Here is a 24453-nt window from a genome sequence, read left to right on the forward strand (position 1 = left end):
ATTGTTTCACCGTTATGACGACTTAAGGCTCGCATTGCTATACAAAGATTATCGACATATTAGTCTTAGTGTTTAAGTACGTAATATGAATGCATGTAACAAGTCGATTTTTGATCGCTTAACATGCTTATCGGGGCCATTGATAACGTAAGATAGCTGTTGCAGTATCGATGTCATTCTCATCGAGAAAGTACCGAGATAACTTTAAAGTGATACTCACTCGATCTGTTACGGTATAGCCAACGCCTAGACCTGCATACGAATCGATTCCATCGAATTGAGTCGTAATCTTGTTGTCTAAATATTTACTCTCTACCTCTGTTTCCCAGCTTATTACACCAAGTGTCACATCAGTAAACCAATCTCCCTGTTGCCAAAAGCGATAGCGAGTATCAAAGCCAAAGCCCTGTACAAGAATGGGAGCAATAGATGCGACACTTTGGTGATACTGAGTGGGTGTTGTTGTCGTTGATTTCAAGCGTGCACTACCTGAGCCCATGTCGATATAACGTAAAGAAACTGACCAGTCTGGATCGATACTGTAGCTAACAGCTACGGAAAAAAATCGGTCAGAAGTATCTGTGGAGTAGAGTGTTTCTGTGGATGATATATTTCTATCATCGGCTTCGCTTATGCCCAACTCCCCTTCAACAAACCAATTTGCGCGACTATTGAAACTCACGGCTAGAAGTGCGACAAAAGCACACTGTAATTTGTGGGATCTCATCGCCGTTAAGAAACTTAATAGAAATAGCCATATCAGATTCATCGAGCCCGCACCGGACTGATTCGATACGACGGCATCATGTGTTAGGGTTACTTTCACTGTTACTTTCCCTTTTGCCTCTAAGCCATGCGTATCTTGAATTAAGTAAGTTATTGAGTCTTCACCCTCAAACCCAAGAGGTGGTGTATATAGTAGGGCTTCTTGGTCATTGATAGTAACGGTTCCTCGAATAGCGACTGCGGAGACTATGCTCAATGCATCATTGTCGGGGTCATAATCATTACTTAATACATTCATTGTTATCATTGAGCGGTCATTCGTTTGGTTAAAATCATCGATGGCATAAGGGGCTTGGCTGTTAATTACCGTTACAGCCACGTTGGCACTTCCTGTACCGCCAACACTATCCGTAACGCTGTAGTTAATGTTGTCTTCACCAATGAATTGATTTGCAGCAGTGTAATACAACTGATTATTGACAATCGAAACACGACCAATATTGGTGGTTGCATGGCTAATTGACAGACTTTGTCCATCAGAGGTTGTGTCGTTGTTCAAGACATCAATGGTAGCTGAACCATTACGATGAATTTTAATTTTGTCATCAGTGGGTTGTGGCAAAACAGCGTCACTTGCTCGAACCGCAACCCCACTTGGATCAATGATGGTTCCGTTAGCGATGTTATCATCATCATTTGGCCCGCCATCTTTTATAGTGACTTGAACGCACCAATGCCCCTCATTTAAACCGTCAATCCAACTCGCGCCTCCTGGTGGAGGGCAGTAGCCTCGCTCACCAAGTGTTGATGCAACTGAGTTGTTCATGTCTATTACAAAATCCTGCCAACCTTGCTCGGCTTGGAATTTACGGTAGACAGCATTGGCGGGTATAGGAAGGCGTTGTGGTATAACCAATTGATAGCTTTGTCCAGCTTGCGGCAAACCTGTGGCGACAAAATCGAAGATACCGCCAATATTACTGGCTTGTTCATCTTGCAGTAATTCACTCTCCAACAATTCGACACCACCAGTTTGATTTTCTAAGGTACTCATACCTTTGCGTAAACATACCCCTGGTTGACCTTCTACTAAAAAGTTATTTAGATCGATGACACGTTGTTGTACTACGTTACAGTCTGAAATCGCATCAAGGTAATCTGGGATCCCATCATTATCGCTGTCATTATGACCTTCTTCAGCATCAGGAATTAAATCACCATCACTATCGATAGATGCACTCAGTGTTGGCAGTGCTTCATTTACCTCAATGAAAGCGTTTTGGGTGACTGAAAGCGACTCATCACCATCATCAGTTACTCGAAGAGTAAGGGAGTAAATTGCGTTAGGCAGTTGTTCTGCAGAAAAATATAGGCTGGCGTTGGCTTCTTGCCCCGCAATTAAAGTAGCTAATTCATCATTATCAGTTGACCAACGAAGTATATGCCTGTCACTGGTGTTGGCATCCGCCAGCGTAGCAGTAACTGTGACGATATCACTTGTTTTTTCAATGCGGCTGCGCTTTTCTCCAGATTGATAGATGGTAATCTCTACAGTAGGTGCCACATTGTGCTCACTGATGGTCAATACATATTGATGCTTGCTGCCTAGGTTCAGTTGAGCATCAAGGTCAATAATAATGGTTTCTATGCTCTCGGAAACATCATCAGTAAGAACATCAAAGTCAATTGTTCCAGTGGTGCCAGACTCAATCAGTACTTGACCATCTCGTAAAGAATGGTCAGAGCTACTTGCAGTGCCAGATACTGTATAAGGTATTGTTACAGGGTAGGACGGGGAACTGCCGTTTAGTATAACGTTCACCGAATGACTAGTTCCTTCAGTGGTTTGCCCATCTTTTTCGATACTAACTAACGGATGTACTGTGACGAGTTGTACATCTTGCGCGATATTTCCTTCAGAATCTTGAGTGCTCCAGAATACCGTAGTAATGCCTGGAGCAAAAAGAGTTCGTCCATCGACCAGACTGACCGGCAGATCGTTGCCAATGCTGTCTTTGGCCATTGCTACACCAAGTTGCACCTTAGTATATAAACCTGTTGCATTAGCTTCGATGTCCGTTGGTGCAGTAATGCTTGGTGCGTTAAGTACAGAACTTTCTATGCTGACTTCAACGGTTGCATTAGCTTTACCACCATTACCATCACTAACGCCATATTGGAGTGTTGTCGTGCCTACCTTGTCGTAGCTAAATTTTAGCTGACTGCCTATTACCTCAACACTTCCATCTGAACTACTTATCCATACTAACTTGAGATTGTCTCCATCTTCGTCGCTATCATTACTTAAAACATCTAATAAATAGGTGCCTTCATCTTCTTGGGTAAATATATAAATGTCGTTAATTGCTTGAGGTTCATCGTTCACATTATTAACCGTTAGATTGAAATGTGGTAATGAAGTACTAGTTTTTCCATCACTAACGGTTAATAGAAGGTTAGACACAGAGCCTACGTCGTCATTTGATGGTGTGCCAGACAGTGTTCCGGTCAATGGATCAAGGGTTAACCAGTCTGGTAAGTTTTTTGCACTGAAGGTAAATTTACTACTGTCGACATCGGTTACGACCGGCGTAAAGGTATAAGTCTCTCCTTGATTGAGCAACGTACTCGGGGTGCCAACAATGATTGGAGCATCATGTACGTTAGACAAGGTTAAGCTGATTATTGCTGGATCAGAATCTAATTCGCCATCGTTTACGACATAGGTAAAACTGTCTTCACCAAAGTAGTGGTCATTGCCGTGATAGGTCACTTTAGTACCATTAAGCGTGATATTACCGTATTGCGGTTGGTTGATGATGCGATAGGTTAGGGGGGAACCTTCAACATCTTCTCCTTCTAAGGTGATAGTTAAAGCTTGTTCTTCTCGGCCTTTAATGGCCATATGCTGGGCGAACGGAGCATCGTTAATGGCGAGTACGCTGAGTGTGATAGTCGCGGGTTCTGAGCCTAGTTCACCATCATTTGCAATGAATTCGAAACTATCGGAACCATGGTAATCAGCGGAGGGTATGTATCTCCACATGTTATAAGAAAGTTGGAGCAGTGTGCCGTTAAGTGGTTGGGTTGTGATGGTATAGGTAAGGCTATCGCTCTCAATATCACGGCCGATTAGCGTGATATCAAGGTTTTCATCTTCGCTTAATGTTAATGATTGCGATGTTGCCGTTGGGGCATCGTTAACAGGAGTCACTGTCATGGTTACAGTGGCTTCGTTGGAGAGTGCTCCAGCCGTATCTTCTACTGTATAGGTAAAGCTGTCTTCGCCATAAAAGTCCGTTTTTGACGTGTAGATGATTGTGCCTGTGGAAGTCACCTGAACAATGCCGTTGTTAGGTTCTAGGCTAACGCTAACGCTGTTTGTGTTGAGGGCATCTCCTGAGTCAACATCGGTATCGTTACCCAAAACATTAACTTCAAATTGACCTTCTTCGAATAGTTGTGCTTTGTTATCAATTGCGATTGGAGCATCATTGATTGCGGTAATGCTTAAAGTCACCACTGCACTATGCGATACCGCTTGTCCACTGTCTGTTAGCGTATAAGTAAAGCTGTGGACCCCAGTGATATCCTGTGTTGGGGCTATGTTCAAAGTGCCATCCTGATTGATACTTACGGTAGCAAAGGGATAGATACCACTCCCTTGCCCCAGATCTTGAAGAGTAATATTGCTTTGCACAAAAGCTGAGTCTTCAATATCGGTATCATTGCCAAGTACATCCAATGTAGATGTGATATCTTCATCGAATATCAAGCTATCTGCATTAGCTATTGGTGCATCATTGATTGCTCCAATATTGACACTAACCGTTGCAGTATTCGAAACCAAATCTTCGCTATCACTTACTGTGTATGTAAAGTTATCATTGCCAAATGCATTCGGATTTGGTGTATAAACTATCGTGCCAGCTTCCTGATCTAGGATGACCTCGCCAATTCGTGGTGCGGATACAATTTGAAGCTCACCGGTCGGGATATTATCCTCCAAATCAGTAGAGCTATTACGTACATTTAATGCGTTACTCGCGGTATCTTCATCTGTATTGATTACAAGATCCGTTGCTATAGGCGCGTCGTTAATCGCATTAATGGTAATTGTGGCGATAGCGGCGTTCGATTCTTCTAACTTTGCGTCTTTAACTGTGTAAACGAAACTGTCTGCTCCCGACACATTGGCATTGGGTGTATAGGTAACAACACCGTTGGTAATGCTGATTTGCCCCTTCACTGGTTGCGATTGAACAATTGCAGATGAAGCGACGATATCATCATTAACATCACTGTCATTCGCTAATATATCGAACTGTACGCTTGTATCTTCATTAGTAGAGAAACTATCGTCCATTGCCACAGGAGCTGCGTCATATTGTTTTGCAACTGTATCTGTGACCGCTTCTGAGACGTTTTCTGAAGTGTCAGTGAGAACGACGGATAACATCAAATCTGTTTCTAATAATGTCGTGACATCTAACCCCGTGACTTGTTGAACCGCTGAAGTAATGAGCGTTGACCCCGGACTTGCTATTGTTGCAACGCCATCAGTGATCTCATAAGTAAAGTATGATCCTACCTCTGCATCAGACAATGTAAAACTCATGGCAGATTCATTGGTTGCATCAATGGAGGCTTGATCGATTTCAATACGGTGTCCATTTGGGGGAAGAGTATCGAAACTGAGGGAGAGTGGTGTTGCGGCAATATTTACGTTACCGGCTTGATCAGAAAATACACCAGCTTTTATCTCTAGTGTCACATTACCTTCAGCGTTTTCGGTTGGGGTGAGAAGTGCCGCATAAGTGGTACCACTACCAGTAAAATCCGAAAGTTGGCCATTACTTGCTGTAACATCAATTAGTGAAAAGTTAGAGCTTGATTCGTTTAAAGTGATGTCAATTGTTGAGTTTTGGCCTGCTTTTAAAGCGTTTTCTGATGTTGTGAATGTGGTAACCGTTGGTTTAATTGTATCCAATACGATGCTTTGTGAAGACGGTGTTGAAGTATTGCCTGAAGCATCCCTCTGGGTCGCTGACACAGTGAGTGAGCCATCATTTAGGCTGCTTAAGTCCAATTCATTGTCATTTAGAGTCCAATTCCCACTATTGTCCGCGATGACGTTGCGCGTCACGGTAGGGTTGATGCTATCCGATACAGTGACAGTAATACTGTTGCTGGCTTCTGCGCCGCTACCAGAAATCAATACGCTATTGACCTCTGTGGAATTTATCACGCCATCACCTTCAATAGGTGTGGTGATTGACAGCGAAATAGGGGCTACATCGTCTAAAACCGTAATCGTAACGCTTTTTTGAAAGGTGGTCGTCGTATCGTCAGTTTGTACGCAAGCGACATAAGTTCCGGGAATCAAAGCGCTTCGTGTTTGCAAATTGTCACCATTGATGACGAAGCTACTATTACCGCTCCCTGAAGTACAAGTACCGTTTTCGCTTGTGTTTGCTGCCACAAGAGAATAGGTGTGGCTGTCACTTAAATCGGCATCTTCAGTGCTCAATGCACCAACAGTGATGTTGTCGCCAGTAGAGGATTGGTTAATTGATGTAAGTGACAATGTAACATTTGATGGTGCTCGATTCAGGGCTTCGACATTAATAGTTGTAGAGCGAGAGGTGCTATCTGCACTCCCGTCGTTGATAACAACAGTAACAATACGAGATGTTTCGTCTGGTGTGATGAATGTGTTGTTGTAAGTGAGAGCGTCTAGAAATGCAGAGATTTCAGAAGCCGATGCCATCATATTCGACATTGAAATGGTGTCTTGTAATACAATATCGGATGCGTCCGATACGCCTGTCAGGCTATTTTGGGCTGATGCTGTGACACTTAATCCTTCAGCTGTACCATGGTAATCGTTTGTCAAAGTTATGGTTATAGTTTTGATTGTGTCGTTATCGGACTCAGTAACCAAGGATGAAGTTGTAATGTTGACGGCTCCGCCACCTTCAATGAAGTTTACTTCATTATCGCTCCCACTTATTTCGGAGTTTAAGTCCACGTTGGGTGCAGTATTTAGTGTAATAAAGTTAAAGGTGGTGTTGTCATTGATTCCTGAAAAGGAATTGCCGTTATTATCTTGGATCACGTTAGCATCGATATGAATTGCAAAAGTTCGGTTACCTAATAAGTCGTTGGTTGGATTTATATAAAGCTTGTTACCACTGATGCTTACTCTACCGGCGGCAGGGGAGGTTGAATAGCCATCGCTTTTAAGCGTTACATCGAAGGTTTCAAAGTCATTATCATCGGTAACGTTATATATTACGATATTACCAATGCCCAAAATGATGTTTTCGTCAAAAGCGACAACGATATCATTGCTAATGGATACATTGGCGCTATCATCAATAGGAGTGGAGTTTGTTCTGATATAGAGTGGGGCTGCGGAATCTGTTGTCGTTGCATCATCTATTGTGATGTCTCGAACTGCATAGCGTGATTCGTTACAATCTTGGGCGGCTGTACAGAAGAAAGCCATTGTCACCGTATCTACATCTTTCCAAGCTTCATCAATATAGTCCGTATCTCTAGAGATTGAAAACGCATCAAAAAGGTTAGAGTTTGCCTCTCCTCCCTTAGGTAACTCTACAGACTCAGTAACTGTTTGTTGCCCGTCAGAATATCCAGTTAAGGTAATAGTGTAAGTTGTATCGTTTGATCTGTCCGAGCCTTGTATAAACGTAATGCTATCAAAGCTAAAGTTAGTGCCTGAGCTTTCATAGAATCGAAACCCTCTGTCTGTATTATCGTCACTAATCATAGTACTGGAAAAAGTGGACTGGATTGCGAAAGAAAAATCGTTTAGGCCTGTGAATGGTATTCCATCACTATTTCCCCCAGCATCCAGTACCATCGTTACATCACCTGTATTGTCTAGGCTGATATCAGATACACCATTAGTTCCGTCTTGTATGTGGCTTAAATTGTCACCTGAGCCATAAGAATAATCTACCGTCTTCTGCGCTGCCCAAGTACTTCCTGAGAAAAAGGCAGCGGATATGAATGCCAAAGAAAAAGTTTGTGCAAACTTACTCAATCTCATATTCAGATCTCCGTTTATGATTGCGACTTGATCAATAAAACATTCAGTTGGTTAATGTTTTGAATGTCGTTCTTAGTCTTGTGGGTTATGTGGAACTAACGTAAATGTGAACGAAATTAACAGTTCGCTACATATGGTGTCGTTGCTTAGTCGTTACGGGAGGGATAAGCCCCTTTCATGGAAATCTGCCAGCTGATTGGCAACGCGGGATTAAGAATATTCAATGGTTGAGAGCCTCCAGTACCTCCGACCGAAACCTTACCCCCAGTTATTCCTCCAGAAAGAGTCATCCCTTTGATGTCAGTGAGAGTCTCAGTTTCGAACCCAGGCTTGAAAAAGCTTTCGGAGGTATTTTGGGCAAGATAGGAATCCGTATCAGGAACTTTTGTATTGGCTTTATTGGTGGCGACTTTCAGAGAGGCTGAAGTTGTGCTACCTAGCGGAGAAAAAATAGCCGAATGAGAATGCTCGGGCATGTTCCCGATAGCAATGATTACTTTTTCATCCCCGATTTGTTTTCCTCGAATATAATTTAGTCCGCCGGGCCTTTGGCCGATGCCAACGAGACTTCGTCCTTGTAGATCAGGGAGTTTAAAGGTCGAACGCCCGTCTCCTCCATAAGTAGTTCCTAACAAGGAAAACAAAGCCTGATTGTCAGCAATAGAAACGGTTTGTCCTTTACATAAGGCAAAGCCTCTGATGGAAAAATCTCCGGCAAAGGCAGTCATTGTTCCTAGAAGAGGTTCAGTAGCCATAATCACTCCTATGATTTGAATTTCACTAAGGGGCATTGGATTTAGGTGAACTCGCACTAACCGTGGTTCTAGTTACACCAATTGGTTGAGGTTCATCCCTGCATCTAATCCAAACAATGTAGCGAACCGATAGCCATCAAATACTCCCTGCTGAGTAGCGAGAATATCCAACCGTATCGCACTATCGATGGTCTTGATGATCAACCCGTTATTTTGGCTAGAGGCCAAGATGGTTCCAGTAGCGATACCTTTGATCCTGGTGGCTGTAGCTGTAGCCTGAAGTAGATTAATTGCTTCGCCTCGAATAAGAACTCGTGATCCACAAAATTCGGGATTAGATGCTCTAGAAAAATTAACGATTTCTACACTGCTCTGTTTTTGCCAGTCTATGAATAAGTCGTGCTCCTGAACTTTGGAAATTACTGCGGTTTCAGTCTGGGGTGAAAAATGGAGTTCACCACTCATTTTCAATTGTTGATAACGTTCAAATAGCATGGGTAAAGCCTGCGACATTTTCGAGAATAAACATTGAGAAGTGTCAAAAGGGTGGATGGGAACTTCCAGTTGCAACGCTAATTCACCGGAGTCCACCTTTTCTGTGGCGCGATGTAAAGAGAGCATTGCTGACTTTTCACCTCTAGCAATCTGCCAAAATATCGGCGTCGAGCCTCGATAAGTAGGTAAATGACCAGGATGTATATTCAATAATTCGTGTGAAAAATAAGATAATAGAGGCTGGGGGATGAGGTGTCTGAAAAGATAAATTAGACCTGATGTCACTCTAAGTTCATCAAGCTGAGATACGCATTTACTCACATTGGTATTGTCATATTGGATCGTGGGGATTTGATGTTGTGACAAGGTTTTTCTCAACTGAGCTAAGTCTGAGTTTTCTGCGACCTCTTGGGTTGGTAAAACAACAGCAGCAAGCTTATTATGCTGATACAGAAAGTCGACTAGGCTCAAACAGTAACAACTACCACTAAACACAACGTATCTTTCAGTCATTTTTTGTTCCGCCTTATTTCGTTGCAACAAAACCAGGTAAACCTGATAAGCGGTAGTAGAAATTGATTTGCTCGCCACTTCGAGCAATGAAGTGAGCACTGTCAATTGCCAAAGGTTTTGAATCTACATAGAAATCCATATCTGGCTTGGGATGTGTAATACCTGAGTCATACGCATTGATCCGTTCCTTATTGTAAGTATCGATCTGTGCATAAATAGCCAGTATCCGCTGTGAAATATCAGAAACGTTTTTTGGGAGAAGAATTGAATGGGCAGGAATAACTTTGACACCATTATTCAGAACGATTTCTTTCATTTTGAGCAAAGACGACTTACTTATTTCCATCAACGTACCGATTTCTACTCGGTCTTTTTGGGCGGATATAGATTGATGGTTTGAGTGTGCATATTCCGCGGATTTCCATTGTTGATTAAATTCAGTTTCTCCATGTACTAGAATGCCTTTGACCTGTATTTTCTCAGGTAGCATAGTTCCATCTACTTTTAAAAATTTTATCAGATGTTTAGCTATGCTGAGGTGCCCCTCTTGAGTAAATCCATGCTGTAAGGCTTCTAAAAGCAGAACATCATATTCATGTTTCGTTTCATATGTGCAGGCGTCTTGCTCAATAAGGTTTATGGTGACATCGAGTTTTAAGTCTTTAATGAGTTGTTTCAGTACGAGAACAGCGCCTCGTTGCGCGTCTATTAATGTGATGTGAAAGTGCTTATTTTCATAGAGCCTGTGATTCTTATAATAGGCAAACAAGGGCAATACTAATGGAGCAAATGGGCCGCAAGCAGGGTAGAGAATAGAAACGTCATTTTGGTGCTTTAATTTATGCTCGATTACCTGATGTAAACCGCGAGTATAACTACGAATTCGATATATATCTTTGATGGTATGCTTACTATTGTGTACTGACATGAGTAGACCGGTTGGACAGATGTACTGAAGTGTTAATTGTTCCTCTGTGATTCCTGAAAATGCCATAGACTGTACTGAACACGAATACATCTCTTCAAAAAGGGGCTCCAATTGTTGATGATTAATAGCCTGGTTTGATAATGCGCACTCTATTGCAATCGCGAAACTCTCTCGCAGTCTTCGGCATCGCTCTGCCTCTGAAAAGTGTTGTATTGTGAGTCTTTGGAGTTGCTCTCGAATTGTGTGTTGCAACAGGGTGTCTAGATCTGTACGTAGGCATGCGAATTGTTCTTGTTTTGAATTTCGTTGTTTATCTTGGTGAGACATATGTAGTAGCAATACATCTTCTAAATTATCTTCCATGCCCTGTCTTCCTAATCAATCGTTATGTGATTGGTGACCTTAAATAGATGGTCGACTCTATTAACTACAACACTAGTACATTGATATTAGTGTTGTTGCATATTCATTGGCTGAATGTATTTTGTATGCGCTGGAACGCAAATATTGTGATTTTTATTAAGTATTCTAATTACAACAAGCGTAAGAAACGAGGAGGACAGAAGCCGGATCGGTACTCCGGCTAGCGATGAGTAAATCTACGATGACTCGATTAGTTCACCGTTTAAAAGATGGTTTTATTAGTTCGTAAATGATTGAACGGATCTTTGGCATACACTTTTTTAGCCTTCACCAATCTTTCATAGTGTTCCCCAAAATAGATTTCGGTTGGTATTGAAGGATCTTTGAAGCTGATAAATGCGCCGCCTGTCCCTTCTATCTTTTGTTCACGGGCTTTGTCAATCCAGTCCATAGCGCGGTTTACATCGACCAAAACAGGGTTATTTTGAAATTCGAACTTTTGCTTTATCTCTTCGTTCCACCAAGTCTGATATTGAATCGTGTACTGGCAATTACGATAAGGGAAAGCAATATCCTCTAAGTCATTTGGTTGAGTTATCGAGTAGAAATCGCCTGCGATAGCGCCCAGCGTCACATAGCTAAACAGACCTAATTCACGATTTTCAGGTTTGATAAGAGGAGAGATCAGACTTAACAATAGTTCTCTATAACCCTCATCAGACAACCCATCTTCCTTGACCAAACGAGAGGTGATCTTGTGGGGAGCTGGCGCATCATAATCTGGAGGGAATGGAGTGCCATTTTGTCCCAAAGAGTATCGACCCCAAGAGCTCATGAGACTATGATCGTATAAGTTGTTAGGATAGTTAGCACCGTGAGGTGTATGAATGGTCACCTCGTTTGGCATGCATGTCTTAAATCGAGAATTTAGGAATTCTGTCAGCGAGTCTGGCGTTCCTTCCCAATACCCATACATTAAGCAGTGATGGCTGAGTAAACCGATATTGTTTAAGTCTTCTTGGATTGGAAAGTCGTCAATGGCGGGTAAAGCATCAATTTTTAAATTGGTTCCCAGTAATTGGCAGGAATCTGTCTGGGGAGTTTCGTTGACTACTTGCTCCCATGCTTTAAGTATATGTAATGTGCTTTGGCAAGGTTGTGGTTTCGAGTATTCTAGTTGTTGTGGACATTTTTGTTCCTCTTTATGATAAGGATTCCACTCTAGCTCAAAGCGAATAATTTCGTTGGGTAAAGCAAAAGTTTCGATCTCCATTTCAGTGATGATGCCGTAACTCATGCCACCTCCACCACGTAACGCCCAAAAAAGTTCGGAATAACAGTCTTTCGAAGCGCGAATAACACTACCATCACCGAGCACAAGAGTTGCACTACGTAGGTATTCACAACACATACCATACTTTCGTGTCCATGGCCCCCAGCCTCCACCTTGAATGAAACCGGTTAACCCTACAGTTGCACAAGTTCCATGCGCGATCATTCGGTTATGTTCCGCCAGTAATGGCGTCAGTTCATAAAACCTAAACCCAGCGCCAATAGTCGCAATTACGCCATCCTCATCGAGCTTGAATGTTTTTATTCCGGTGACATCAATTAATACCACATTATCACCGCTGCATTCCCCGGCATGGTCATGCCCTCCTGAGCGTACCCTAATCGGAAGCTGCAATTCTATTGCGGTCAGGTAGGCTTGTTGAACCTCTTGAGTGCTTTGACACATCACGATCACAAAGGGTTGATATTGATATCGGGTATTAAACACCATTCGCTCAACTTGAAAGGGAGTCAGCCCAGGTACTTCCGAGAGAGACTTATCTTCAGCGGTCAGTAGTCTGTGTTTATCAAATCCATCTTGTTCCATTTTTTGGACAAAACGCTTGGCATTATTTGTGGAGATTGCAAAGGTTGAGAGGACTGCTAAGCGTTGAGTATGTGGATCAGGAGCTTTAGCTGACGTTTCTAGAATAAGTTCATGTTTGTCACATGGTTTCATGGTTTCTTCCATTGTTGTTGTAAGCCTACTAAGAGCTTAATCAAGAGGGAGAATAGTCCTAGTATCAGTTTGGTATCAGTTGCTCCATCTTTCTGATTAATAAAAGATCCGAACCTTTAGTGAGATACTTTTTCTTTCTGCTATGCGTAAGCACGATATGAGTAGAGATGGTTTGCGCCGCTAAGAATACAGTTCGTGCCACTTTTACTATCCCCCAATTAGACAGAGTAGTTAAGTTGATGATTAAATTGACAATCGTGATGTGAACCTAAAGTGATACGGATAATCATCTCGCCTTTCTCTAGCTTTAAGATGTCATTAACGACATGTTCAGTTGGAGAAAATACAAAATGAAAAATCAAACTAATCAATCGCACGATGTCTTCTTAGCGAGTTATATCATTGGTAATAAGTTGGCTGGTGGTATTCGCTTTGACGTTAAACTGTTGGTTGGCGGCCCAGGGCAGTCGATCACTGGTAAGGGGAATATTACCCAAGCGGTGAGTCCACCGCTTCATGTTCATACTGAGCTGACGGGTAACTATCATTATCAAGCGACTATGCGTGACTGTCATATCATGATTAATTTGCAAGGTTACCAAGCTTATCCTGGAATCCCAACAGTTGGTGTCGATCTGCACAACGTCACATTACGAATTTTACTTAACGATGACTGGAAATCAGGTGTTGCTTTTTACAGCTACAAAGACTCCGATGGAAACTGGGTTGACGTTGAAAACCAACCTGTAACTTTGGAGTCTAACGACCAAGTTGAAAACCTTGAAAAGCTTACAGCGACACATAAAGAGTTAAGTGAGGCTTAAACTGTAAACCTCTTGATGGTGCGCCGATATCTAGGACTGCTTAGTTATCGGCGTATTGATTTGAAATCAGCGTGTTGGGTTATATAGTTTTTAGTAATTAGGTTTCAGGCGCATATAGCCATTGATTGAACTCATCGACACTGATTTTTGCCTGTTCGAGGTGATGTAACTGTGCTGCTTGATTAAAGTGCAGTAGATCAGAAACAGAGCTTGATTGATTAAGTAAGGCGAGCATAATGTCAGCTTGCTCTATATAGAATTCACTCCACGGGTTGCAATCATCAGCAGTAAAGGTAGCTAACTTGTCTCTGTAGCGCTTTAAAAGTGAAGGTGTTTTATATTCCCATGCAACCTGAATAGCTTGTTGGTAAAACCGTAAATAATTATGCCCGACACAAGTTGATTCTAACCAAAATTCCCCCAGCTCTAAATATGCGAAAGCGCTATTATGCTCCTCGCAAACTAGTGCTTGGGTTGAGGCTAACCAAGGCCCAATAAAATTATGCAGTTTGTAACGTTCGACTAGCTTGAGTCCCGCCTCTATATCTTTGTTTGCATTTTCTTTGTGTCCTCGATACCAATTTAGCCTCGCCCGTGATTCTAACAAGAAAGCGACAAATCGATGTGCTTCTAACTGCCTTGAGAGCTGCAGTGCCGTTTCAATTTCGTGTTCTGCTTGCGCTAAATCATTCCTGTCAAGAAAGATCCAACTTGCGGTTAATCGAGCGACAATTTCGGCACGCCTGTTTGCTGTGAGATAAGCTAGGTTGGAAGCGTGCTGTGCGTGCTTAAGGGCTTCAGAGGACTGAAGTTGATAAATCATGACCGTGGCGAGCATATAGCGGTTCGTTGTTTCGGTACTTAATAGATTATGCTGCTCGCACAATTCAAGGCACTGAGTTAAGTAATCATATGAGTTAACCATTTTTCCCTGTGCGTAAGCGCAATCGCCGAGTCCTCCGAGGGATTTTGCTCTAGCTTGCACGCAATTTGCTTGCTGGCTGTAATTCAAGGCAATGACATGTTCATGTTCGCAAGCGTTAAGTTGACCTGTGGGAAAAAGCATATTGCCTCGCATTGAATGGACCTCACACAGTTGTTTATATCGCCCTTGTTGTTCAGAATACCGTTGAGCTAAATCTAATATATTCATAGCTTGTTCAAAGCGGTCAGTTAGGCGATATGGATTGATTAAATCGAGGTGAAACTGTGTTTTATCTAAGTCGTTGATTGCATTCTCTACAGCTAGCTCGAGTGCTTCGATGCTCTCAGGTACTTTCCCCATTGAGTAAAGGCAGTTACCTTTCATGTTTAATGCGTAGGCGAACTTATGAGTGGGGGCGATTTTTGTGGCCCTATCAATTAGTGAAAGTGCTTTTTCAAATTGAAAGTTGTTCAGGTAGTGATGTGCGGTTTGGTCGAGTATCTCAAAAGCGTCGTCTGTACCAGAGCATTGAGTATGTATGGCGTATAGATAAAGGTCTTTATCTTGATACCACGTCGCACACCGTAGGTGTATTTTTTCTCGTTCTGATGGCTCGATTTGGTTGCGTATCGCACTGCAAATCAAGTCATGATGGAAAACATATTGAAGTCCTTGAAGTTTCACCAGTCCCATTTCTAGCAGAGTGTCAGGGACATAGTTCGGTAAAGTGGCTATTTCGCGTAGCTGATCGAGTTGAAAATATTGACCTAACACCGATGCAGTTTGTAGAGCCAGGTAATCATCCATTGGCAATTGAGCAAGCTGGGTCGAGACAACATGCTCTAGCGATTCCGGGACGCCTGTAGAAAGCTTGGCGCATAGTAGGGTCTGTCTTAGAAACAGTGGATGACCTTTGGCAAGCTTTAGACAGTTTTCGATTAACTCGTGTTGATCAGGAACCATTGAGTTAGCCAATTGATATGCTTCTTCTTCTGATAGTTGGTTTAGCTCAATCAAGGAGACATATTTGAACCAAGGTTGGGGCAGTGAGAGTTGTTGCTGTTGCCTAAAGGTTAAGATGAGAAAAACGTTAGAGTTCGTAATGTGGGGGAGTAGGTTAGCTAATATGGTAAACATTATGTCGTCAGCCCAATGAACATCCTCAATGATAATTAACTGAGGTGGTAAACTCCGGCTATGGTTGAGCCAATATGGTACTGATTGTTCGATCGTCTCTTGTAAAGAGTGAAACTCCATCAGATCAAGGAGGCGTTTTTCCGTTTCGTTAAGCGATATGCCCATTAACCAATAGAGACACAAATGACAAGATGATGGAATCCTAGATTCAATAATATCTCGCCTGATATGTTCGTCGCTATCTGTTCGTAAAAAGCCACATATTGCACGAACTAGAACGTTGGTTGGTGACTGGGGTTCAGCTTGGCCATGATTTAAGTTCTGGATTTGAGTGATGGAATCACAGTAGCTCTCAAAGGTTTCAATGGTTTGGTTTAGTAAACGGGTTTTTCCTATTCCCGCCATACCAGTTAGGCAAAAAGCTTGACCTGTTTGATGCTTCAACCAGTATTCGATTCCGGCGCTGAGCGCCTTTAACTCTTTTTGGCGGCCAATAAAGTGCCCATTGTTAGTTTGGCTTAATGACACTAAATACCAGTGACCGGTCTGATCATTTACATGTAAACGCTGCTTGGGGGAGAGGCAATTTGACGACACAAAGCAAGAACAAGCCGCGGCCTCGCCCCATGCTAAGTGATTGAAGAAACCATTGGCTTGGCTAAAATCAAAAGGCTTGGTTTTAAGCCAATGAAAGTAGGGATCATTATCACTGGTAAGAATTATCCGGATGGCGTTATTGAACTGTCTCTCTAACTGGCGAGCAAGTTGAGTAATATGAACAAAAATAAACTCATCACACTCGTGCATTGGCCATCTTATTACGCTACGTTGGCCTTGGGTTATTATCTCTAAACTTTCATCTTGTAGTTTGCGCTCAAGCTGAGTAGCAGTTAGAGGTAGCTTGATGTCGACAATAAGGGCTAGCGTTTTGTCATTGATAGTAGAAGGTTGCACTAAATCGATTTTACGCGATTGTCTAGCAAGTAAGTGTTCTACTTGAACTTCGAAAAATTCGGCTAGATTGGCTGCCGTTCGATGTAACACATTTGCCCCTGATTCGGCACGTTTAATCGATGAAATTGAAACGACTAATCCACGTTCGAAACATAACTCCGCCAACTTTTCTTGGCTTAATCCCTTTGCTCTACGTAGTTGCTTGAGAAGAGAAATATCGAGAGGAACCCTACCATCCCTGTTAGTCATCCGTGTACTCCATCAATGAAATTAATTCTACTTTTGGAAGTAATATTATGAGTCAGGATGCATATAAATCAAATTGTAGAAACGCTCCTCTATCAATACTTTTTGATTGGTCTTTATACCTGTCTGCTTATTTCGGTTTAAAGTTGCTGATTCGTAATGAAATGACTTGTCTAGAAAAGTTCAGAAGCCAGTAATTAAAGGTTGGCTTCTGAATAAGGTTGTGCGTGCCCAATTTGGGGACTGTGTGATGGTAATCTGTTAACTGTTCATTAAACCGTTATCAATCACAGAGTACCATTCGTTGCCTTTCTTTCCAGAATGGGGAATTTAACCAGCGATGTTCTCTTCGATAAATATCTGCTCTGATCTGAAGGTACTGATTAAACAAGACACGAGAACTCGCTTGGTATTTTTTGTGAACTTCTCGGGTTCCTTCCATTAACGCGTGAGCGCCATGACATGCACTGCTCAAAGCAAATCCTAGCCCCATGGATGATATCGGATCGTAGGAGGCAGCAGCATCACCAATTGCAATGTAGTTGTTAGGGTAGGAAGAGCTTGTGATTTCACTACTAGCTTGTTTGATCCACAGTTTGGAGTGCATGCTTTGAGAGCCTTGGACAAGTGAAGATATTTTATGAGTGTGTTTCAATTGGGTGGACCAATTATCTACTCTATTAAGTCTATTAGACTTCACTAGTTTCATATCTGTAAAATAGGTGACGACGGCAAGATCTTTCGAAAGACCTGCGCAATACCACCAACCAGATTCGCAACTTTCGATGAACTGCCTTTGTTCAAACTGACGCTTTGGTCTTTGGATGAATGCGCCAATGGCGACGAGCTGATCATACTGGGCTCTTTGTATGCCGAGCTTTTTTCCAAGATTCGTGTTTCGTCCAGATGCATCAACGATATATTCGCTTGAAAAAGTGACGACTCCTTGAGTCGGATGTGTTGTTTCGACTTGCCACCCGTTGCCATCGTTAACTACATCCATCGGTTGGCAACGAGGAATTACCATTCCGCCTTGGTTAACAACAGCCATCAAAAGAGTTTCATCGAATGCTTCACGATTAAGTTGATACGTTGTCGTTTGTGGCGTGAAAATACTTTCGTGAGGGCTCTCAACATGGCTCCCCCATAAACTGGTTTTTCCATAGTTATGACCAAAGCAGCCATCGGGGAAATCTGATTTGTTGAGTTTAAGGTAATCGAGAAAGTCGAACACGCTACTCGTTACTTGTTCACCTATACGCTGAGCTGTAAAATCTCCGCGTTCAAGTAATAGAACTGATTTATTGTGATGTGTCATCATTGCTAGAGCACAGGCAGCCCCAGCTGGGCCGCCTCCGATAATGATGACGTCATATGTCATCTGCATCATTATCCCCTTAGCTTGGTACCAGAACGAGGTTGAATGTTTTTGGTTTTGACTGGTTTAAAAGCACGTTGCTCCAGATACTCTGCCATTTTTTTGCCTTTGACTGTTTTGTGTCTGAGCAGGAACTCGCGATTGTCATTAATGAAAAATATTGGGAACTCTGTTTCGTTATCTTGAGGATTGCCAGTAATTTGTCCTACTTTCACTGATTTGAACTCGAACAGCTCATTATTTCGTTCCGTTTCTGTGAAGAAAGGGAAACCTTCGTTGTTTACGTTTCTATCACGAATAAAGGCGAGAGCTGACCAGTGTTCGATCATTTGTGAGTAGCTGTTGAGTCCTCTTGCATAGTTAACTTGCTTACCAGCGGCAACATGATTTTGTAGTTGTCCTTCCAGAGAAAATTCGCCAGCTAATACATTCCAAGGGCTTTGCGGTGGCCACCAATAGCTAAAGTAAGTCGGCGGGAGAGGTTGCCCGTTCTCTGAGCTCGAAGAATCTAGAGTGACTTCATAAGTATTAGGAATTTCGACTGAACTCGGTATGCCCTCCCATGAATATTTGGTCACCGTTCCTATAGACTCACTCTGAATTGCTTTATTGACCTCTGGTTGAGTAAAATTGATTTCCTGAATTGTGCAGTTAAAGAAATCGGCTTGCCAAGGGCATGCCATGCGTTTTGTTAGATCCCCAGGCTCGCATCCACCTCCTTCACACTCATCACGTTTTGGATCTAGCCCATTTTCAGCGTAATAGAGGCCATTTTGATGGTGTTTTATTTGATAGGGTGCACAGTAGACATTTTTGTTCTGTAGGTTCCAGGTGACTTCAATGCCGGGACACATCGGTAAACCGACACAGTTACCAACACTGGCTTGGTTCATCGGGTTTACCAAGCTTTCGCTGCTGTCATCATGGTTAAACCTGCCATCTGCCCATTGTTTCAGCATGAACATCTGTGTTTCGTCGAGAGCAAGAAACTTCTGAACGATATTATCTTCAAGGCTGTAAGCGTTAGCACTGGAGACCGAATTACTTCCTGAATTGAGAGGCATGAGGGGCAGTAAACCGCCAGGCTCTGGATTGTCAAATAGCTCTTGCTGCGGTTGGTGATTGTCACCAATGACGGTTTTGTCGAGCTGACGGAAGTACTGATAGTATTTCTGACGCTGTGGTTTATTACGCTCAGAATTATCGCGATAGTCAAACTGGTTGCAAAAGAATGCACTCATCGATTGTACGTTTGCCACCCATTGATAGTGACTCATTCGGTCAATGATAGGCTTAATATCTCGATTGAAGTTCGCGATGAAATTATGATCGAACTTCCCATCGGTGAACAGGTCAGGTACGAGCTCAAAGTGACGTACGCCAACATCGAACATTGTGTCACTTAACGTTGAAATATTAACTATTTCTGGAGCAAAGTTTGGAGAGCCAATGACAATCCAAGCTTCTAAAGTCTGCGTTGTTCCGTCATTGAATTTCACAAAGGCTGTTACTGAACCATCAGATATGTCGTCATGCCAGCCATCACCACCACCGTAACCTTCGAGCTCCGTTGTACCGCCAGATTTTCCATACCCGCCGAGTACGATCAGCCTTCCCATTGCATCAGTAAAAAGAGTGCCTAAGCTTGTTACTAGTTCTCCACCTGTTACAGGGGTATTGGGAAACGAAGCATGCTTATAACTTTCGGGGACGGAGCTTTGATCGAATTCGACAGGGCCCAACGCTCGTCCAGCAATAGTTCTTGGTCCAGGATCGATGATAAGTGATTGTCGATTGCTCTCAGTTTTGTTGCGAAAAGGCACATCTCTAGCATCGTAGCTGTTTGCTTCTCCGTACAGTAAGTTGCCGTTCAACTCTCGGAACTCATACCAAGCTGCTTTTTTATTTGCTAAGTGAACTGTCCAAACTATTTTCTCGATGTTTGGTGAGTCAAGCGTAAGTTCTTCATCACTGTCGTCATAGATTTTAAACACTTGGCCCTGACGGCGAACACGACCAGCAGGATCTTTGAAGTTAGTGACTTCGGACTTAGGGAGACCGAAATTTCTGTTGTCTTGCCCATCTAAACAACACTCATAGGGTAAACCGCCTATCTTTGTAGGATTGAGTATAAAATCTTCACGTTCAGAGTTTCCTAATCGAGCAACGCCGACAGACGGGGTTATTGAGATATTCATGATTTTTCCTTTTTTTAGCCAACAGTTTTATTGTTATGCCGCTAGTGGGTTGGGTGACGTGCTAGCACCAAACTTTTTGGTGACTAAGAAAAGTTATAAGAGGGAGATAAAAGTATCCGTATCAGTTTGGTATCAGTTAATGAGGCATTCGATTGGGTGATGAGAGCTTATGTTACAGCTGGTGGGTTATGGTGGGCAGCCTATTTGGCGATATAAATGGTATTGCTTTAATGTTTTATTACGGCGTTTCTTTAGTTTCTCATATACCTTAAAATATAAAGCCCGTAGCATAGCTAACGGGCTTTAAAGTCAGTATTGGCTTGTCGTATAGGCTGTTTAAACAGCTTCCTCGAACTGCTTATCGTCCTCTTCTTCAATTTGCTGAATATGGCGGTTTGCTTGTTGAAGTTGGTACATTTGCGCGTAACGACCATTTTGCTTCAATAGTGCTTTATGGGTTCCGCTTTCTACCAAATCACCATGGTGTAAGACGATGATCTTATCGGCATCCAAAATGGTCGATAAACGGTGGGCAATCACCACAAGTGTCATGTCTTGGCGAAGTACTTCTAGACTCTTCTGAATCAACGCTTCGGTCCCTGAGTCGATGTTCGCAGTCGCTTCATCCAAAATAAGAATCTTTGGCTTCGCCACTAATACGCGCGCGAGTGCAAGCAATTGTTTTTGGCCTGCCGAAAGATTGGTTTCACCTTGGCCAAGTTGCGTATCCAAGCCATTCGGATAACGACGAATCTGTTCAGCTAATCCGACTTTTTCAAGAGCATCCCAAATCTGAGCGTCTTCCATTGGTCTACCCAGAGATATATTTTCTCGCACGCTTGCTGGGAGAATGTGCGGATCTTGTTGAACCATGGCCACATCTTTACGAAGGACATCTTTACCTAACGACTTTAATGGACGCCCATCAATGAGCAGTTCACCGATCTCTGCTGGGTAGAAACCCATTAGCAGGGACGCTAGGGTACTTTTGCCGCTTCCGGTATGACCGACAAGCGCAATAAAGTCTTGGTGGTTGGCCGTTAAAGAAATGTCCTTCAATACGTCTTGCTTTCCGTCGTAACTGAAAGTCAGGTGGTTAAGCTCAATTGATCCAGTTCTTAATGGCTGATGGTCATCACCGTAAGTTTGCTCTTTCGCATCGATCAATTCGAACACACGTTCACTTGATACGAGCGCTTGCTGAAGCAATGCCAATTGTTGAGTCATCTCAATTAAAGGTTCGGTAACGCGAGCAAGATAACTGATGAACGCATAAAGCACACCCACACCAATCAGTTCGATACCGTTGAAACCAAAGATAGCCACCAAAGAGAGTAGGGCGAGGCCCGCTAACAAGTCCATTAACGGGCGCAATAAGTAGCCATTCAAACGAATCACCTTTTTAGAAGCAACCAAGTGCTGCTCGGTTAGGTCATTAAACTGTTTGTTAAAACGCGCTTCTTGTTGCATGAGCTGAACAACACTCATCCCTTGGATTGATTCGCTTAAATTCGCATTGATATCGGTGAGCAAATCGCGCATGTTGCGGTAGTTCTCGGTACTCAGCTGTTTGAATAGGTACATAAAGCCAACGACGATAGGCAGTAGTACCAACACAACCAGTGTTAACTTCCAACTCATGTAAGTCATTACGCCAAGCATGACTAAGATCATGACAACATTTTTCACCACCGTCGCGATAAGCAGTTCATAAAACTGCTGAAGCGATTCCGTATCGTTAGTGATGCGAGAAACCAGCTTCCCTGCAGGTGTGTAATCGAATGCTGATAGCGGTTGTTTGATGACACCAGAGAAAACTTGTTTACGAATGGTCTTTATCGTATCGGTTGCAACAATACTGAATTGTAGCGACTGAAAGTATTGGAAGGTCGCGGAGATGATTTGCAAAGCGATGTAACCAGCCGCAAGCGAAATCAAAATATCGCGCGAGTAGTCGCCTTTGGCAATATGTTCATCGATAAAGTATTGGATCAACCAAGGCCCACCGGCACTGGCTAACGCCGCAATAAACAGCAGAGAAAGCCCTTTAATCATTGGCTTTGGCTGAGACAATGGGTAAGACATTAACCGCTTAAATGTTGTTGATTGCTTCATGATTAGTCCTCCATTGCCTGTTCAAGTTTTTGGTACTGATACATTTCAGCGTACCAGCCTTGACGTTCAAGCAACGCTTTGTGCTGTCCGCGCTCTCCAATGTGACCGTGGTTTAGTACGATGATTTCTTCAGCCGCCTCTAGAGCCGTTAGGCGGTGGGCAATGACAATCAGCGATTGGTCACGATAATAAGTTTCTAAGTTCCTAAGTATTTGATGTTCTGTGCGGCCATCTACGGCAGACAGTGCGTCATCCAACACGAGAACCTGAGCATTTAATAACATCGCACGAGCGATCGCGATACGTTGCTTTTGACCGCCAGAAAGGGTAATGCCTTTTTCGCCCACTTCGGTTTGGTAACCTTCAGGAAACTTTTCGATATCGTCATGAATGCACGCCAATTTTGCTGCGCGGTAGACTTCGTCTTTCGACGCATCTGGATTACCCAAAGCGATGTTGTCGAAGATCGATTTAGAGAATAGGAAAGGACTTTGGTTAACGACGGCAAAACGATTTCGCCACTCAGGTAATACGGCATCTTTAATGTTGATGTCACCGAACTGAATCGTGCCATTATCCATATCATGTTGACGGAGCAAGAGAGTCAGCAGCGTTGATTTGCCACTACCAACCGGTCCCGCAATACCCAACATCTTTCCAGGTTCTAATGTGACGTATAAATCGGTTAGTGCGGTGGGTAAATTCTTAGACCAATAGAATTCATCAATTTTGATGTTCAATGGTAATGGCTGTTTACCTAACGATTTCTCACCACTGATGATTTCAGGTTGTTCATCGAAGATTTCTTGTAGGCGATTCCAAGCGGCAGAACCACGCTCAAGAATATTAAACAAAAATGCAAAGGCCAGCATTGGCCAAATCATTAAGCCGAGATACATGGTAAATGCGGTTAAGTCACCCAAAGTGATGTCGCCTTTATCTACCAAGTAAGCGCCAGAAGCCACACTTAGGAAGAATGACATACCAATGGTAATCTGAATGGCAGGATCAAAACGAGCATCCACTCTTGCAACTGCAATGTTCTTTGCGCCTGTATCATCAACGACGTCTTCGAAGCGTTGTTGCTCTTGGTTTTCTAATCCAAAAGCACGCAACATGCGAACGCCATTGAGAGATTCTTGGGTCATATCTGACATTGAAGAGAAGGCTTCTTGGGCAATTTTAAAGCGTTTATGAAGAATACGAACAATGAAGAAGATAATTACCGCCAAGAATGGCATTGGTAACAACGCCATGACAGTGAGCTTCCAACTGACTTGAGTGACCATCACAATCAGTACTGCAATGCCAGTAATCAGTGAGTCAGCTGCCGTTAGTACACCTTCTCCAGCGGTCATCACGATATTACGCACGTCATTAGTGCCTCGGGCCATGAGGTCACCAGTTTTAAAACGCTCAAAGAAACGAGGAGGTTGAGTCGACAAGTGACGATACAGGCGATTACGCAAAATGGTCCCTAATTCCCAACTCGCGCCAAATAGCCATATACGCCAGAGTATTCGGCAGGCATATATCGCAAAAAACAACACGATAAGGCCTAATAACCACATGACTAAGGTACGGGTTTCTAGCGTGTTATCGACGACACCGTCAACGATAATACCAACCGCTTTGGGAGGAATTAATTGCAGGGCGGAAATGACAGCAAATAATAGGATTGAACCTACATAATGTTTCCACTTTTGTCGAAAATACCAACGCAATTGCCAGAATATTCGCATTTCGCCTCCTGCTTAAATGATTGAATTTATTATGGAACCATTATTGAGCGAAATGATGAGTTTACAAG

At 42.8% G+C, this 24453-nt stretch carries 11 protein-coding genes; 1 reads left to right on the forward strand and 10 read right to left on the reverse strand.

Translation table 11 applies throughout. From position 1 onward, the window contains the following. Positions 1–127: 127 nt before the first annotated feature. The 5 genes from C1S73_RS01080 to C1S73_RS01100 form a co-directional block, all read right to left on the reverse strand. Positions 128–7801 carry a tandem-95 repeat protein gene (locus C1S73_RS01080; RefSeq protein ID WP_050566729.1) on the reverse strand — a complete coding sequence of 2558 codons (7674 nt, stop codon included), beginning with the start codon at positions 7799–7801 and terminating at the stop codon, positions 128–130. Positions 7802–7947: 146 nt separating this feature from the next. After that, positions 7948–8556, reverse strand: coding sequence for a phage tail protein (locus C1S73_RS01085; RefSeq protein WP_038872236.1), 609 nt, complete (start codon positions 8554–8556; stop codon positions 7948–7950). A gap of 72 nt (positions 8557–8628) precedes the next feature. Continuing rightward, entirely contained in the window at positions 8629–9564 is a 936-nt protein-coding gene (locus C1S73_RS01090; RefSeq protein WP_038872239.1) for a methionyl-tRNA formyltransferase, read from the reverse strand. A 13-nt stretch (positions 9565–9577) separates the two neighbouring features. Continuing rightward, positions 9578–10855 carry an SAM-dependent methyltransferase gene (locus C1S73_RS01095; RefSeq protein WP_193788888.1) on the reverse strand — a complete coding sequence of 426 codons (1278 nt, stop codon included), beginning with the start codon at positions 10853–10855 and terminating at the stop codon, positions 9578–9580. Positions 10856–11117: 262 nt separating this feature from the next. Then, positions 11118–12866: an FAD-binding oxidoreductase gene (locus tag C1S73_RS01100; RefSeq protein WP_038872242.1), complete on the reverse strand. Its 1749-nt coding sequence runs from the start codon at positions 12864–12866 to the stop codon at positions 11118–11120. 350 nt (positions 12867–13216) lie between these two features. On the opposite strand from C1S73_RS01100, the gene C1S73_RS01105 reads away from it, so the two are divergent. Beyond that, positions 13217–13690 carry a DUF1842 domain-containing protein gene (locus tag C1S73_RS01105; RefSeq protein WP_050566731.1) on the forward strand — a complete coding sequence of 158 codons (474 nt, stop codon included), beginning with the start codon at positions 13217–13219 and terminating at the stop codon, positions 13688–13690. 97 nt (positions 13691–13787) lie between these two features. Here C1S73_RS01105 and C1S73_RS01110 read toward each other — a convergent pair whose 3' ends face one another. The 5 genes from C1S73_RS01110 to C1S73_RS01130 form a co-directional block, all read right to left on the reverse strand. Further along, positions 13788–16955 (reverse strand): AAA family ATPase, encoded by a 3168-nt coding sequence (locus C1S73_RS01110; protein WP_038872245.1) that lies wholly within the window; start codon positions 16953–16955, stop codon positions 13788–13790. A gap of 280 nt (positions 16956–17235) precedes the next feature. After that, the gene (gene lodB / locus C1S73_RS01115) at positions 17236–18342 is read right to left on the reverse strand and encodes a lysine-epsilon-oxidase maturase LodB (RefSeq protein ID WP_038872247.1); all 1107 of its coding nucleotides are present in this window, start codon (positions 18340–18342) and stop codon (positions 17236–17238) included. Next, a complete protein-coding gene (gene lodA, locus C1S73_RS01120; protein ID WP_038872250.1) occupies positions 18342–20528 on the reverse strand; it encodes a CTQ-dependent lysine 6-oxidase LodA in 2187 nt (728 codons plus the stop codon). Before lodA ends, lodB begins: the two co-directional genes overlap by 1 nt. Before the next feature lie 336 nt (positions 20529–20864). Beyond that, entirely contained in the window at positions 20865–22643 is a 1779-nt protein-coding gene (locus C1S73_RS01125) for an ABC transporter transmembrane domain-containing protein (protein WP_038872253.1), read from the reverse strand. 2 nt (positions 22644–22645) lie between these two features. Beyond that, positions 22646–24385, reverse strand: a complete 1740-nt coding sequence (locus C1S73_RS01130) for an ABC transporter transmembrane domain-containing protein (protein ID WP_038872256.1) — start codon at positions 24383–24385, stop codon at positions 22646–22648. Positions 24386–24453: the final 68 nt, after the last annotated feature.

The sequence above is a fragment of the Vibrio jasicida 090810c genome (genome assembly GCF_002887615.1).
Classification (GTDB): Bacteria; Pseudomonadota; Gammaproteobacteria; order Enterobacterales; family Vibrionaceae; genus Vibrio; species Vibrio jasicida.